General features: G+C 58.6%; 16 protein-coding genes. 7 read left to right on the top strand and 9 right to left on the bottom strand.

The window, feature by feature from the left end; all coding sequences use genetic code 11:
* Positions 1-2: 2 nt before the first annotated feature.
* Entirely contained in the window at positions 3-977 is a 975-nt protein-coding gene (speB, locus tag ABIE63_RS09365) for an agmatinase (RefSeq protein WP_354504175.1), read from the top strand.
* Here the strand turns inward: speB and ABIE63_RS09370 are convergent.
* The 6 genes from ABIE63_RS09370 to ABIE63_RS09395 all read right to left on the bottom strand — a co-directional run bounded on the left by ABIE63_RS09370 (position 974) and on the right by ABIE63_RS09395 (position 6460).
* Entirely contained in the window at positions 974-1387 is a 414-nt protein-coding gene (locus tag ABIE63_RS09370; protein ID WP_354504176.1) for a thioesterase family protein, read from the bottom strand. The two genes, speB and ABIE63_RS09370, sit on opposite strands and share 4 nt — an antisense overlap.
* Before the next feature lie 41 nt (positions 1388-1428).
* Entirely contained in the window at positions 1429-1938 is a 510-nt protein-coding gene (locus ABIE63_RS09375) for a GDYXXLXY domain-containing protein (RefSeq protein WP_183416102.1), read from the bottom strand.
* On the bottom strand, positions 1935-3002 hold the full coding sequence (locus tag ABIE63_RS09380) for a DUF4401 domain-containing protein (RefSeq protein ID WP_354504177.1): 1068 nt from the start codon (positions 3000-3002) through the stop codon (positions 1935-1937). Before ABIE63_RS09380 ends, ABIE63_RS09375 begins: the two co-directional genes overlap by 4 nt.
* A complete protein-coding gene (locus ABIE63_RS09385; RefSeq protein ID WP_354504178.1) occupies positions 2999-4021 on the bottom strand; it encodes a DUF2157 domain-containing protein in 1023 nt (340 codons plus the stop codon). The genes ABIE63_RS09380 and ABIE63_RS09385 overlap by 4 nt, the downstream gene beginning before the upstream one ends.
* A 279-nt stretch (positions 4022-4300) precedes the next feature.
* On the bottom strand, positions 4301-5242 hold the full coding sequence (locus ABIE63_RS09390; protein WP_354504179.1) for an NAD(P)-dependent oxidoreductase: 942 nt from the start codon (positions 5240-5242) through the stop codon (positions 4301-4303).
* Between the two features lie 15 nt (positions 5243-5257).
* Complete coding sequence (locus ABIE63_RS09395) at positions 5258-6460, bottom strand: mandelate racemase/muconate lactonizing enzyme family protein (protein WP_183416106.1); 1203 nt, start codon at positions 6458-6460, stop codon at positions 5258-5260.
* Positions 6461-6636: 176 nt separating this feature from the next.
* Between ABIE63_RS09395 and ABIE63_RS09400 the strand changes: the two genes are divergently transcribed.
* On the top strand, positions 6637-7005 hold the full coding sequence (locus ABIE63_RS09400) for a VOC family protein (protein WP_354504180.1): 369 nt from the start codon (positions 6637-6639) through the stop codon (positions 7003-7005).
* Entirely contained in the window at positions 7002-7634 is a 633-nt protein-coding gene (locus ABIE63_RS09405; protein WP_354504182.1) for a lipocalin family protein, read from the top strand. Before ABIE63_RS09400 ends, ABIE63_RS09405 begins: the two co-directional genes overlap by 4 nt.
* A 7-nt stretch (positions 7635-7641) precedes the next feature.
* Here ABIE63_RS09405 and ABIE63_RS09410 read toward each other — a convergent pair whose 3' ends face one another.
* Positions 7642-8253 (bottom strand): cell cycle transcriptional regulator TrcR, encoded by a 612-nt coding sequence (locus ABIE63_RS09410; protein WP_354504183.1) that lies wholly within the window; start codon positions 8251-8253, stop codon positions 7642-7644.
* 130 nt (positions 8254-8383) lie between these two features.
* A complete protein-coding gene (locus tag ABIE63_RS09415; protein ID WP_354504184.1) occupies positions 8384-9400 on the bottom strand; it encodes an NAD(P)H-quinone oxidoreductase in 1017 nt (338 codons plus the stop codon).
* A gap of 118 nt (positions 9401-9518) precedes the next feature.
* On the opposite strand from ABIE63_RS09415, the gene ABIE63_RS09420 reads away from it, so the two are divergent.
* Positions 9519-9701, top strand: a complete 183-nt coding sequence (locus tag ABIE63_RS09420) for a DUF1192 domain-containing protein (protein ID WP_183416109.1) — start codon at positions 9519-9521, stop codon at positions 9699-9701.
* Here ABIE63_RS09420 and ABIE63_RS09425 read toward each other — a convergent pair.
* On the bottom strand, positions 9698-9952 hold the full coding sequence (locus tag ABIE63_RS09425; RefSeq protein ID WP_354504185.1) for a hypothetical protein: 255 nt from the start codon (positions 9950-9952) through the stop codon (positions 9698-9700). The two genes, ABIE63_RS09420 and ABIE63_RS09425, sit on opposite strands and share 4 nt — an antisense overlap.
* Before the next feature lie 141 nt (positions 9953-10093).
* Between ABIE63_RS09425 and ABIE63_RS09430 the strand changes: the two genes are divergently transcribed.
* The 3 genes from ABIE63_RS09430 to ABIE63_RS09440 all read left to right on the top strand — a co-directional run bounded on the left by ABIE63_RS09430 (position 10094) and on the right by ABIE63_RS09440 (position 13487).
* Positions 10094-10876 carry a 3-hydroxybutyrate dehydrogenase gene (locus tag ABIE63_RS09430; protein WP_354504187.1) on the top strand — a complete coding sequence of 261 codons (783 nt, stop codon included), beginning with the start codon at positions 10094-10096 and terminating at the stop codon, positions 10874-10876.
* 461 nt (positions 10877-11337) lie between these two features.
* Complete coding sequence (locus tag ABIE63_RS09435) at positions 11338-12639, top strand: O-acetylhomoserine aminocarboxypropyltransferase (RefSeq protein ID WP_354504188.1); 1302 nt, start codon at positions 11338-11340, stop codon at positions 12637-12639.
* Positions 12640-12674: 35 nt separating this feature from the next.
* Positions 12675-13487 carry an alpha/beta hydrolase gene (locus ABIE63_RS09440; protein WP_354504190.1) on the top strand — a complete coding sequence of 271 codons (813 nt, stop codon included), beginning with the start codon at positions 12675-12677 and terminating at the stop codon, positions 13485-13487.
* Positions 13488-13552 lie beyond the last annotated feature (65 nt).

A 13552-nucleotide genomic window follows, 5' to 3' on the forward strand; every position in this document is an offset into this window, starting at 1 on the left:
CAATGAGCGACGATCAGGCGGGCGATCAGGCTTTCCGAAACGATAACCCTCACAACCGCTGGTCGGAGATGACATACGGCGGCGCGCTCAGCTTTCTAAGGCGTCGCTACAGCCGCGACCTGACGGGCGTCGATGTCGCTGTCACGGGCGTGCCCTACGACTGTGCGGTAACCTATCGGCCCGGTGCCCGCCTGGGACCGCGCGCGATCCGCGCCGCTTCGGTTCAACTCGCCGAGTTGAAAGCCTTTCCCTTCGGCTTCGACCCGTTCAAAACCTTGAACGTCGTAGACTATGGCGATTGCTTTCTAAACCCACACGACCCGTTGAGCATCATCGAGGCCATCACCGCACATATTTCGGAAATTCTGGCTCAAGGGGCCTTTCCCCTGACCTTTGGCGGTGATCACTTCATTACCTATCCGGTACTGCGCGCCATCGCCCGCGCACATGGGCCAGTCGCTCTGGTGCACTTCGACGCCCATTGCGACACCTGGCCAGACGACGGGCAGGAGATCAACCACGGGACCATGTTTCTGCGCGCCAAGAACGAAGGCCTGTTGGACGTTGAGGGGTCGGTTCAGGTTGGGCTTCGGACCTACAACGACGACAGCCATGGCTTTGAGATTCTGAGCGCCCCTTGGGTTCATCGCGAAGGTAGCGCGGCCACCATCGAAGCAATCAGGGAAAGAGTCGGCGCCCGCAAGGCGTACCTTACCTTCGACATCGATTGCCTGGACCCTGCCTTTGCGCCCGGCACCGGAACCCCGGTATCCGGTGGGCTCACGCCTGCCCAGGCCCTGGAGATCTTGCGCAGCCTGGGTAACATCGATTTCGTCGGCATGGACGTGGTTGAGGTAGCCCCGGCCTACGATCTATCCGAAGTGACGGCGATCAATGCGGCCACGCTCGCCCATGATTTCCTCTGCCTGCTGGCGGAAAAGAAAGGCGCGAAACGTTTGCCTATAGGCCGGCTTTAGGCTTTCAGCGCCTCAAGGGCAGACCGAATGTCCGCAGGGATTTCAACCGGCGTCATACCCTCGCGCTGCACGAATACATGCACGAAATGTCCGGTCGCAGCCGGCGTCTCAAGCCCCGCCTTGAAAAGGCCGATCTCGTACCGCACGGAACGCCGCCCCAAGTGTCCGACCCGTAGACCGGCCTCGACCGGCTCGGGAAAGGCAAAGGAAGCCTTGAAAGAGCAGAAAGACTCTGCACAGACGCCAATCACCCTGCCGTCATGGATGTCTAAACCACCCTCGGCAATCAAGTAGGCGTTAATCACGGTGTCAAAGTAAGAGTAGTATATGACGTTGTTGACGTGACCGTAGAGATCGTTGTCCATCCAGCGGGTCGGGATGGTCAGGAAGTGTTTGTATTCTTGACGCAAGGTTCGCTTGCCTTTCTCGTTTAAGATCGAATGATCGAGGTTTACTCAGGTACGATAAGCGCGCGGTTCTCGTCCGCCAGTCCGATCAGGACGCTGGTGCCATCGGAGGCGACGTGCAGAACGCCGAAACGGGCAACCTGATAGGCCTGCCGTTGCCCTTCTTGGAAAAAGAAGCTTTCCGCGCCATAACGCATGCGTCCGGCGTCGGTGACAAGCTTGTACCGAAGTCGGACCTCGCTCGGTGCCAGTGGGCTTTCGTCATCGAAACGCTGAAACCGTGCGACGCCATCGCTATCCAACAGCATGATTGCCGTGCCCTTGCGCGGCGAACCTTTGGGGATTTCGCCCCTGGCATGGAGGTCCGGGCTGTAGTCGAGGCGCATGTAATCGCCCTGGATTAAAGAGCGCGGATCGACGGGCTGCAAAGGCAAGAGCACCTTTTGGCCCGTCTCGACAATCGACTGCTTGGCGAGAATATTCCAGTTGGCAAGCCCCAATACAAGGACGAGGCCAGCCAGGACTCCTAAGATATCAAGCGCGCGGCGGTTCATTCCTCCAACCCCCGCACATCTTTCAAAAGATTAAAAAAGAGTGCCCAGGCAATCAGCAGAAAGGTGCCGGTTCCCATCATGATGAAAGACTTCTCAAGCAGCGTGAGATCAAGGGAATAGTAGTATCTGGCGATGAAATAGACTTCCAAAACAACGCCTGAGATTGCCAAGCCCCGCGATCCGGAAATGCCGGCTAGAACCAATGCCGGCAGCACCGCCGATCCGGCGGGCGGCAGAATGCCCGTCACCGCCCCTGCGGTCGCCACCATCCCGACAATCAGCAGCTTTTCCTGCACCTCATCGACCTGGCGCCAGGCGATAGCGAAGGGCACCGCGATCGCCAAGTAATGAAACAACCGCGTCGCGTCTTCAAAGCGTGCGTTTCCACCGTTGGGCGAATAGCCGAGATAGCCGTCGAAAAAGGCGGTCATCTCGAATAATCCAGCAAGTAGCAGACACACGGTGGCCCCGGCGCGAAAGTCGAACTTGGCCGTGCCGAATAGCAGCAGGCAAACCATAGCCAATATGACGACCGCCAATATCGGCGTAAGTTGCGCTTCGCTCGCATCATGGGCCCACAGAGCAAGCAAAAAGAGTGCCAGCGCCGCAGCAAGGCCTTGCAACAGTTGGCTGCTCCGCCAGCAAGCCGTTGCCGCCGCAAAAGCCGTCGCAATCACGGTTGGCGCCCAGTAAGTCTCCAACTCGATCGCTACCGCAAACACGATCAAACTGATTCCCGCAGCAGAGAGCGCGTCGGCAAAATGACCGGTAAAGCCAGCCGTAACCCGATTTCGCGCCAACGCGATCCCAGCACTCAAAAACAGTGATCCGAGCAACAATGCGGGCAAAGTCATGTCGTCGATGTCGTCATCGAAGAAGGCGATGACCAGCGCCAGCGAGAAACCGAGCAGCACCAGAGCCGTGAACCAAGCTGCAACGCCAAGTCCCAGCGACATGTACCAGGGCAGGTGATCGTCGCGCACGTTGCCCGTTTGATCGAGAAGCAGCGCAACCTGGGCGTCGGCCAATCCAAATCGCTGGCACAGAAGGCTTCGGTTGATCATGACGCTACGACCTTGCTGTGACGCTGGTAGTGGCGAAACAACAAACCGAGGACGGTAAGGCAGCAGAAACTCCAGAAAACCAGCAGACCCCAACTTGCCAAGCCCGCACCCAAGTCAAAGCTCCAGTCGCCGATGGCCGATTCGATTCCACGTGCGCCCAGCATCGCGAAAAAGGCGGCAACTCCTAAAAGGACGATGGTAAGCGCGGCGAGATCGAACAGGCGCGATCCGTAAATACGCCAGGAAAGCGCGCAAGCAAAACAAAAGGCGAGCGCACCGAGACCGCTTTGCATGAAAACAGACCCCGTAAATACGCTTTCAAACAGAAATTGCACCGCGGACACGAAGAGATGCCCGAGGAAGGCGAACAGCAGGAAGTGGCGCGGCCAGACCGCCCTCAACCATTCGAACCCCGCCGCGCGCCCGGCTTCGAAAGCAACTAAAAACAGGCCCGGTATCATCGACCAAAGGACCATCGCATGATCCCAGGTCACGGCTCTCAACGGCAGGAATACCTGATGCAGGAATGTCCAGCAGCCCAGATAGACAACCAAGCCCCAGAGCACCCAATGTGCGGCGCTGCGGGACAGCAGCACCCAGGGTAGTGTCAGGAATGCCCAGGCGGCGAAAAGCTCATAGGTATCGGCGCCGGTTTGATAGACTTGCCCGGTCACCGCTAAAAGCAGCCCCGTCATGACAGTCGCCCCGATCAGAGCAACCTGCCCGACCAAACGCTGCGACCCGGCGACCATCGCCAGGATGGCGAACGACAAGACGCCCACTTCCAAAACGGAGAACTTCTGCCAACGGGTCAGTTCATCCCAGTTAAAGGCGAAGAAAAAAATAACACCTGAAAGGAAATGACCAGCCCCCAGCGCCAGCAGCGCGTGGCCTGTCCAGCGCCTCCAGAAAACCCGGTCCCGGGCCAGATAGGCAGCCTCGGCAAAGGCCATACCACCCAGCAAACTGCCCCTACGCATGCGAACCAGGTCGCCAAGGTCGACGGCCTTTTGGGTCAAAGCGATCCACCTCCCCATAGTGCAACTTATGCTGGCTAGCCTAATGCCGGGAAAAAACCGTCGCAAGCAGATGCAACCGGCCATCCGGACAGATCGCAAGGTTAAAGATGCGAAACCAACCGCTGCTTGGGAGATTACTCTGTCGTGGGCTTTGGCATAGACGGCGGCAAATGAAATTTGCACGAGGTTGCCAGCAGAGATTCGAGCTTGTCCGAAAATCGCGGCGCTAAACAACCATAGTGTGGCAAATAGGCGATATTCGAGCCGGCGCTGATTTTTCTAATTTTGTCGCTTCTCCAGCGCGGGCTCCATTCCCGGTAGCACTTCGGGGAATCCCGCGGCGCGCAGTTCAACGCCCAGGCGGTCTTCCAGCAGGCGGACGGCTTCTGTGGACCAAGCCTTGTCGCCGTAGCGCTTGCGCGCTTCCTCGAACAAGGCTCCTGTCAATTCCGCCAACGGCAGAGGTGTCGCGGTATCGCGCGCCAGATCCAAAGTGAGGTTCATATCCTTGAGCGCCAAATCCATTGTGAAAGCGCAGTTATAAGAACCGTTCAGGACCAACTGACCCTCGGTTTCGTGGGCGAAGGAGTTGCCGGATGAAATGCGAATGCCGTGGTAAGCCTTGGCAAGGTCCACGCCGGCCCGTTTGGCCAACATCAAGGCTTCGCCGCTGGCCAGCAGATGGACAAAAGCCAGCATGTTGGTGATGACCTTGACGACCGAGGCCGCGCCGATCGGACCCATGTGCTCTATTTCACCGCCCATGATCTGGAGGAGAGGCATGGCGCGCGCGACATCGGCCTCCTCCCCGCCGACAAGGATGGAAATTTCACCGGTCCAGGCACGATTGGCGCCGCCCGTTATCGGCGCCTCAACAACAGCGAGTCCAAGGTCGACAGCGGCTTGGGCGTGCGCCTTCATCTCGGCGTCGTCCGTCGTCGACATCTCGATCCAGAGGGCACCGCGAGGGAGCGAGGCCAACAATCCGGTATCTCCGGGCACCACTGCCGACACGGCGCGCGGATTGGGCAAGGACGTCACCGCGGCTTGAGCATCGGCAGCGGCCTCCGCAATGCTGCCAGCCCAAACGGCACCCTCGGCAAGTAGGCCGGCTGCGCGCTCCCGGTCCAGGTCGTGAACCTTTAGCTCATGTCCCGCTTTCAGGAGATTACGGGCCAGCGGATACCCAACATTCCCCAGACCGATGAAGGCTACCTTCATAAGTTCTTCGCTCCTCTATCTGATGGGATCGCTAGCTGGAACGAGGTGCAGATCGCTGCCCTCGTAGGGGTGCGCTAGCGCAACTTCCTCATTTAACTCAACACCCAAACCAGGATCGTCGGGCGGAATCACGTAGCCTTCCTCCCAGCGAATCGGCTTTTTGAGAATGCTGCTGTGAAATCCACCCCAGGTTTCTATGGATTCCAAGATCAGGAAGTTTGGTGTGCAGGCACTAATCTGAATGTTCGCAGCACCTTCGATCGGCCCGCAGTAAAGGTGCGGAGCGATCTGCGCATAATAGGCCTCGGCCATGCCCGCGATCTTTTTGGCTTCGAGCAATCCGCCTACCCGCCCTAACGCCATTTGCAGGATCGAGGCTGCGCCACACTGCAGAACACGAGCGAATTCGTACTTGGTCGTCAAACGCTCACCCGTGGCAATTGGGATTCGGGTCTGACGCGCGACCTTGGCCATCTCTTCAGGCATCTCCGGTGGCGTCGGCTCTTCAAACCAAAGCGGGTCGTAAGGCTCAAGGCGTCGCGCCAGTCGAATGGCGCCAGACGTCGTGAACTGACCGTGTGTTCCAAACAACAGATCACAGCGCGTACCGACGGCCTCCCGGATGCGCTTGCAAAAAAGCGCGCTCCGCTCAAGGGATTCCAGGCTGGGCTGACGCGGATCAAAGGCAGAATAGGGGCCGGCCGGGTCGAACTTCAGCGCCGTAAACCCCTGGTTCATGTACTCCACTGCCCGTTCTGCGGCGGCATCGGGATCGCTATAAACCGGCGAGGGCGCATAGGCGCCCCCCTCCTCCGGGCGTGGATAAAGATAGGTATAGCTCCGCAAGCGCTCATGCACTTTGCCACCCAACAGCTCATACACGGGCTTGTTCAACGCTTTGCCCAGGATGTCCCAGCAGGCCATCTCCAAGCCGCTCAAGACACCCATCAGCGAGATATCCGGCCGTTGGGAATAGCCCTGGCTGTAAACATTGCGCCAAAGCCGCTCAATGCGGAAAGGATCGCTCCCTTCAACATGTCGGCTGAAGACATCCTCGATCATGGCGACGACAGCGGCCGGTCCGACTGTGGCATTATAGACCTCGCCGACGCCTTCGATCCCATCGTCGGTCACTAACTTCACGAAAATGAAGTAACGCCCCCCGGCAAGGGGTGGCGGATTGCCAACCACGAAAGTCTTGAGATCACGAATCCTCATACGGCAAATCCTTTGGCCTCGGCGCGCGGATGCTGCGAATCGCGTCGAGTATGAAGGAAGGCGTTATAATGCCAATGCCAAAGAACGACATCATGGTGACGCTTTTTCTTTGGCCTTTTGCCGTTTAAGGGCCAAAATTTGTGATCCGCACAGAACTTTGCCGACAGGAGCAAAAAATGCATGGTTCAAGATTGGGATCACTGGTCATTGATTGCCAAACCGATGATCTCGCGGCGGCCGCTGAGTTCTGGGCGCAGGCGCTGGGTTATGAGGTCGGCGATGCTACCGGACCCTACGTCGATCTCGTCGGGCCGGATGGCGAGGTCAAAGTGCTGGTCCAGAAGGTCGAGCATGAAGCGCGGGTCCACCTCGACATCGAAACCGACGACCAAGAGGCGGAAGCAAGTCGTCTGGAAGCGCTCGGCGCCAAGCGTATCGCCAAGATTAAGCGCTGGATTGTTCTGGAGGCGCCCAGCGGGCATCGCTTCTGTGTCGTCAACCCGCAACGCAAGGACTTTCCGGACAGTGCGAATCGTTGGCCATGACCGCCTTTGACTTTGAAGCAAATCGCGCCAAGCTTAATGGTATGAGGAAATGGCCACACCTGCTCGCCGTGCTTGGGGTTGCCCTGCTGTTTGAACCCACTCGGGCTCCTGCGCAAGACCAGACCGTAAATCCAATCCTTAATTTCGAGATCGGCCGCTATCTGGGTTTGTGGCACGAGATCGCCAGCATTCCCGCTTGGTTTCAGGAAGACTGCGTGGCCCGAGCAACCGCGACCTATGCGCTTGCTGAAGAGCCCGGACGGCTCACGGTTCTCAACGCCTGTCAGACGGCTGGCGGCGGAAGGACGGAAGCCGAAGGCAGGGCCCGGCTGACGGGCGCGCTCAACCGCGGTGCCTTGGAGGTAACCTTCGTCGAAATCTTCGGCTGGTGGCTCTGGCCCGCTGCGGGCGACTACACCATCATCGCCCTGGACGACGATTACCGATGGTCCGCCGTTGGGCATCCCTCGCGTGATTACGGCTGGATACTTTCACGCGAGGAGAGTTTGTCCGACGAAACCCTGAAGATGATCGCCGCACACTTCCGCGCCGCAGGATACGATACCTGCCGTATCCTGACGACGCCTCGCCAGGATGGCGAGGCTCGGGTGCCACTCTGCGAAGATTAAGTTCGCATCAATCGATCGGGTTTTGACTCGGCTCGCCCTGCTCGCCCTCAAAGGGAGTCTGCGCCTTCTCGTTTTGCTGCTGACGCTCGGTACCCTTCGCGCTCTTCCTGGCCTTTTCGACCGACGCATTCAATTCGCTCTGGCTGCACAAGCCGAGAAGCACCGGATCGCGCGGGCGAATGTTAGCACTGTTCCAATGTGACCGCTCTCGCACCGCATGAATGGTGTTTTTGGTGGTGCCGATCATTTTGCCGATCTGAGCATCCGAAAGCTCCGGGTGATGGCGCAGCAGCCAGGCAACGCCATCGGGCTTGTCCTGGCGCTTGGCGAGCGGCGTGTAGCGCGGACCCTTGGTGCGTTTTGCAGGCTGCGGCAGGTTCTGCTTCGCCAACTCCAGGCGCACGGAGGGGTCGGCCTCGCCGCGTTCCAGCTCTTCCTTAGTCAACTGACCGTTGGCAACAGGGTCCAGGCCGTGAATCCCGGTAGCCACTTCGCCGTCGGCTATGCCCTGAACCTCCAGCACATGCAAACCGCAGAAGTCAGCGATCTGGTCGAAGCTCAGTTTCGTGTTGTCAACCAGCCATACGGCCGTTGCCTTGGGCATGAGGGGGGTAGCCATAGAACCTCCTTTTAGCGGGGGGCGTCTCATACGTCCCACCGACTGCACCATCCAACGAATGGACAGTGACTTTTAAACAATCATGGAATTGGGGCGGAATATACGGACTCCCTCGCTGCGGATAAAGCCCTTATGCGACCTCCAACATGATCTTTCCGATATGGCTGGACGATTCCATCAACGCATGAGCAGCTGCGGCATGCTCCAGGGAAAAGGTTTTGTGGATGACGGGAGCGATCCGACCCGCCTCGATCAAAGGCCAGACCCGCTTGAGAAGCGCCTGGGCTATCGCTGATTTGAAAGCCACGTCGCGCGCCCGCAAAGTCGATCCCGTGACCGTCAAGCGCTTCAGCATGATCGATTGAAAGTTGATTTCGGCCACCGGCCCGCCCAGGAAGGCGATGAAAACCAACCGCCCGTCCGGCGCCAAGGCTTTGATATCGCGCGCGATATAATCGCCGCCGACCATGTCGAGGATAACGTTGACGCCCTTGCCATCCGTCGCCTCCTTGACGACCTCAACGAAATCGTCATCCCGATAGTTGATCGCGCGTTCTGCGCCGAGCCGCAGACAGGCCTCCAGTTTTTCTGGGGATCCCGCTGTTGCGAATACGCGCGATCCCAAAGCCGTGGCAAGTTGAATGGCCGTGGTTCCGATACCGCTGGATCCCCCGTGCACCAAAAGCGATTCGCCCGGCTGCAATCCAGCACGATCGAACACATTGCTCCAAACCGTGAAGAAGGTTTCCGGCAAGGCTGCCGCCGCAATGAAATCCAAGCCTGCTGGAATCGGCAGGCACTGCTCCACCGGCGCTGCGCAGTATTGGGCGTAGCCACCACCTGTTACTAAAGCAGTTACGGTATTCCCAAGAGAAAGCGACTGAACGCCTTCACCCAAGGCCACAATCTCTCCGGCAATCTCTAGGCCCGGTATGTCGGACGCGCCCGGCGGCGGCGGATAGTTGCCGGCACGCTGCAATACATCGGGGCGGTTGACACCTGCTGCACGAACGCGGAGCAACACCTCACCCGGCTTGGGAACCGGCAGCGGTCGTTGCGACGGGATAAGGACCTCGGGCCCACCCGGCTCCCTGATCTCAATGACGGTCATCTCATCTGGCAGGTTACCGGGTAAAGACGCACTCATAATCATCGCTCCCTTGGCTGCGGATGGCACCCAGGTCTAGTATGCCAACGGACAGCGGCGCAAGCCCCGGCGATAAGTTGGCAATAGCAGCGTTTTCATTGCAGGGAGGAACCAACGTATGGATAGCGACGACCTGGAACCCCGCGCAAAGAAAGCCATTCTTAAAGACTTGGAAATCATGGGTGTTGCCGAGCTTGAAGATTATATCGCAGGGCTGCGGAGCGAGATCGAACGCGCTCAGGCCGTTATTGATCGCAAGCAAAGCCACCGCGGTACCGCCGAAAGCCTTTTCAAGTCTTAAGCGGGCCCGCCACCGGATTCCTCCAATCCGCGCTTCGCAGTTGCGCGCATGAAGAGGAACCAACCGATAATCCCAAGTACCAGAACGATGACCAGCCACCCGATACGCGGCGCGAAGGGGCAACGGGCGTCAGGCCCCACACGCCAAGCGCCGCCGCGCGGTGACAAAACCACATGCAGCAACGGCAAGACGTAAAAGCCAAGGATGAAGGCCCAGGCCAGAAGCGTTTCGGAAAACGGCTGATCCATCATGGGGCAATAGTGCGTTCTCGAAACCCCGTCGCCAAGTCACAAGTAGGTTTGTCGTTCGTTTTCGCCCTTTAACCGAGCCCGCGACCTCGCTATCACTGCGGAATGCATACAGGAACGAAGCAAACGAAAGGAATGCACATCATGTTGCAGGGTAAGACCGCCATCGTCACGGGCTCCACCAGCGGCATCGGCCTCGGCATCGCCGAGGCGCTGGCAGCGCAGGGTTGCCGTATCGTGCTCAATGGGCTGGGCGACGCAACCGAAATAGAGGACACCCGCCGCGAGCTCGCCGAAAGTAAAGGTGTCGACGTGGCCTACGATGGCGCCGACATGACCCGGCCCGATGAGATCGCCGCCATGGTCAAAGGCGCCGCCGCACGCTTTGGAAGCGCCGATATCCTGGTCAATAATGCCGGGATTCAACATACAAGCACGATAGAGGCGTTCCCGCGCGACCGTTGGGACGCCGTCATCGCGATCAATCTGTCCGCCATCTTCCATGCGACGCAAGCCGCGCTTCCATTCATGCATAAGGCGGGTTGGGGCCGTATCATCAACGTGGCGTCGGCCCACGGTCTGGTGGCGTCGGCCAACAAATCAGCCTATGTCGCAGCCAAGCACGGCGCGGTAGGACTGACCAAGGTTACCGCCCTGGAAACCGCCGGCAGCGGTATCACTTGCAATGCCATTTGCCCGGGCTGGGTGCGCACCCCCCTCGTCGAGCGTCAAATCGAGGCCCTTGCCGCTAAGGAGAATTGCAGCATTGATGAAGCAGCCGTTGAATTGTTGAAAGCCAAACAACCGTCCAAGCAATTCGTGACACCGCAACAAATCGGCGCGTTGGCTGCTTTCCTCTGTTCGTCGGCGGCCGAACAAATCACCGGCTCCACACAGTCGATCGACGGCGGCTGGACCGCCCAGTAGGGGGATCTACCAAGTCAATGCGAAGGCGGCTCATCTAGGAGCCGCCCAAACCACCAATATTGGAAATTCGTCGAACAATCGACCCTGAATAAAGATCGCAATTATTTGCGTAAAATTTAATCAATTGTTAAGGACTTTAATATTATTGTAGAGCTGTACTCCGGTTGGACGGATGCCGGGGTCTTAACTCCCTCTTTTCGAAACCTCCCTGTCCTCTGGGCCGCCGATTAACAAAATCGACGGCCCTTTTCTTCGGTATTTCAATCTGTTAACTATTTTGACACAAATGCGACTTGACCAATCGCGTGTCTGCGCTTTAACGTTCCATCACCATCCCGGCAAGTGGACAGGTAGAGGCAACGAACGATGGAGGGCCACGATCCCAAAATGAGGATCGTCAGGCCCTCCACGCATTTCTGCCTTATGATTTTCTTCAGACCCGAGGCGGATTGGAGTCCTCCATGACGAACCCGAAATTCCTGAAGCCCGATACGCTGGCCCTACATGCCGGACATCAACCGGATCCCGTCACTGGCTCACGCGCGGTCCCTATCTACCAGACCACGTCCTACGTTTTCCGGAGCGGCGACCACGCCGCAGCGCTCTTCAATCTGGAACAGGCGGGCCATCTATACAGCCGTATATCGAATCCGACCGTTTCGGTTTTGGAAGAGCGCATCGCAGCCCTTGACCTGGGCGTCGGCGCCGTCGGCGCAGCCTCCGGCCACGCGGCGCTGTTTCTTGCGGTTGCGACGTTGATGGGCCAAGGCGGTCATATCGTCTCATCGCGCTCGCTCTACGGTGGATCAGTCAATCTCTTCACGCACACCCTGCCGCGCTTTGGAATCACCACAACCTTCGTCGACCCTCGCAAGCCAGAGGCGTTCCGTGCCGCCATCCGCCCGGAAACGCGCATGATCTTCGCGGAGGTTGTGGGCAATCCTGGCTTGGAGATTCTTGATCTGCCGGCCGTTGCCGACATCGCCCACAAAGCCAAAGTACCCCTGGTGATCGATAACACCTTTCTCACGCCGGCCCTGTTGCGCCCGGTTGAGATGGGGGCTCACCTGGTGGTTCATTCGGCCACCAAGTGGTTGGGCGGCCACGGATTGGCGATCGCCGGGCTGTTGGTTGACTCGGGGCGTTTCGATTGGGAGGGGTCGGGCAAGTTCCCTACCATTACAGAACCCTACGAAGGCTACCATGGCATTGATTTTTCAGACGAATTCGGACCCCAGGCGTTTCTGATGCGGGCGCGCTCGGAAGGCCTGCGCGATTTTGGGGCCAGCATGTCCCCGCAAACAGCTTTCTACATCCTGCAAGGTATCGAAACTCTCTCGATCCGTATGGAGCGGCACTTGGCGAACACCGAAAAGGTGCTGGCGTTCCTGGAGGGAAATGAGGCGGTTTCCTGGGTGTTGCACCCCAGTTTGAAGAGCCACCCCGACCACGCGCTGGCGCAACGCCTGCTGCCGAAGGGCGCGGGCTCGATCATTTCCTTTGGCGTAAAGGGGGGCCGAGATGCCGGCGCCCGTTTCATCGAGGGATGCCAGCTTTCCTCGCACCTGGCCAACGTGGGTGATGCCAAGACCCTGGTTATTCATCCAGCAAGCACAACGCATTCTCAGCTTTCCACCGAAAACCTGCGCGAGGCCGGAGTCGGTGAAGATATGGTTCGGCTATCTGTCGGACTGGAAGATGCCGATGACATCATTGACGATCTGCGCAACGCCCTTCGCCATTCCCAGCGCGACGATCGTTGATACAAAAACACTCTTAGTAACCTGGAAGTAAGCTCATGGAACTGACCGTAGACGGCCACCGTGTTCATGCCGCCACCGGCGGGCGCCAGTTCGATCCCAACCTGCCGGCGATGATTTTCCTGCACGGCGCAGGCATGGATCGAACAGTTTGGTCGCTGCAAAGCCGCTATTTCGCCCATCGCGGCCACGCGGTCTTGGTTCCCGATCTGGCCGGTCACGGTCAGTCGGATGGCGAGGCCAAGACAAGTATCGGTGACTGGGCGGACTGGGTATCGCAGCTTGTTACCGCGGCCGGAGTCGCCGGCGCCGTCCTGGTTGGCCATTCCATGGGATCGCTCATCGCCCTGGAGACCGCACGTCTGCATCCACAACAAGTCACCGGCCTCATCTTGTTGGGCGTAGCGCCGCGCATGCCGGTTCACCCAGACTTGCTGGCCGCCGCTCAGGCCAACGACCGTAAGGCGGCATCACTGATTTCCGATTGGGGTTATGGACCAACCGGCCATATAGGCGGCGCCAAAATTCCCGGCCTCTACCTGGTTTGGGGCGGCGAGCGTTTGTTGGAGCAAGCGCACCCCAATAGCCTGTTCCGAGATCTAAGCGCATGCAATTCGCACAAGGTCGAATCCGATGGCATCACTTGCCCAACACTATTGGTTCTGGGTGACAAAGACCGCATGACCCCAGCAAAAGCCGGGCTCAAGCTGAGCCAAATGATGGAACGGACGGAAGCGATCGTCATTCCCGAAAGCGGGCACATGATAATGCTGGAAAAACCAGATGAAACACTGGCGGCCATGAAGCAATTCACGTCGCGCTTGAGCAAAGAAGGAAGACAGGCAGTTTGAGGTTGCCTATACTTCAAACTCTTTTGCGAGTCGCCATGCATTTTCGGAATGCAGGGTCTGATTCG

It is taken from the genome of Limibacillus sp. MBR-115 (assembly GCF_040549425.1).
Classification (GTDB): domain Bacteria; phylum Pseudomonadota; class Alphaproteobacteria; order Kiloniellales; family CECT-8803; genus Limibacillus; species Limibacillus halophilus.

Excerpts from the sequence above, each read along its gene's own strand:
- speB (WP_354504175.1), top strand. The coding sequence starts at position 3 with ATGAGCGACGATCAGGCGGGCGATCAGGCTTTCCGAAACGATAACCCT.
- ABIE63_RS09375 (WP_183416102.1), bottom strand. The coding sequence starts at position 1,938 with ATGAACCGCCGCGCGCTTGATATCTTAGGAGTCCTGGCTGGCCTCGTC.
- ABIE63_RS09380 (WP_354504177.1), bottom strand. The coding sequence starts at position 3,002 with ATGATCAACCGAAGCCTTCTGTGCCAGCGATTTGGATTGGCCGACGCC.
- ABIE63_RS09390 (WP_354504179.1), bottom strand. The coding sequence starts at position 5,242 with ATGAAGGTAGCCTTCATCGGTCTGGGGAATGTTGGGTATCCGCTGGCC.
- ABIE63_RS09395 (WP_183416106.1), bottom strand. The coding sequence starts at position 6,460 with ATGAGGATTCGTGATCTCAAGACTTTCGTGGTTGGCAATCCGCCACCC.
- ABIE63_RS09400 (WP_354504180.1), top strand. The coding sequence starts at position 6,637 with ATGCATGGTTCAAGATTGGGATCACTGGTCATTGATTGCCAAACCGAT.
- ABIE63_RS09405 (WP_354504182.1), top strand. The coding sequence starts at position 7,002 with ATGACCGCCTTTGACTTTGAAGCAAATCGCGCCAAGCTTAATGGTATG.
- ABIE63_RS09410 (WP_354504183.1), bottom strand. The coding sequence starts at position 8,253 with ATGGCTACCCCCCTCATGCCCAAGGCAACGGCCGTATGGCTGGTTGAC.
- ABIE63_RS09415 (WP_354504184.1), bottom strand. The coding sequence starts at position 9,400 with ATGAGTGCGTCTTTACCCGGTAACCTGCCAGATGAGATGACCGTCATT.
- ABIE63_RS09420 (WP_183416109.1), top strand. The coding sequence starts at position 9,519 with ATGGATAGCGACGACCTGGAACCCCGCGCAAAGAAAGCCATTCTTAAA.
- ABIE63_RS09425 (WP_354504185.1), bottom strand. The coding sequence starts at position 9,952 with ATGATGGATCAGCCGTTTTCCGAAACGCTTCTGGCCTGGGCCTTCATC.
- ABIE63_RS09430 (WP_354504187.1), top strand. The coding sequence starts at position 10,094 with ATGTTGCAGGGTAAGACCGCCATCGTCACGGGCTCCACCAGCGGCATC.
- ABIE63_RS09435 (WP_354504188.1), top strand. The coding sequence starts at position 11,338 with ATGACGAACCCGAAATTCCTGAAGCCCGATACGCTGGCCCTACATGCC.
- ABIE63_RS09440 (WP_354504190.1), top strand. The coding sequence starts at position 12,675 with ATGGAACTGACCGTAGACGGCCACCGTGTTCATGCCGCCACCGGCGGG.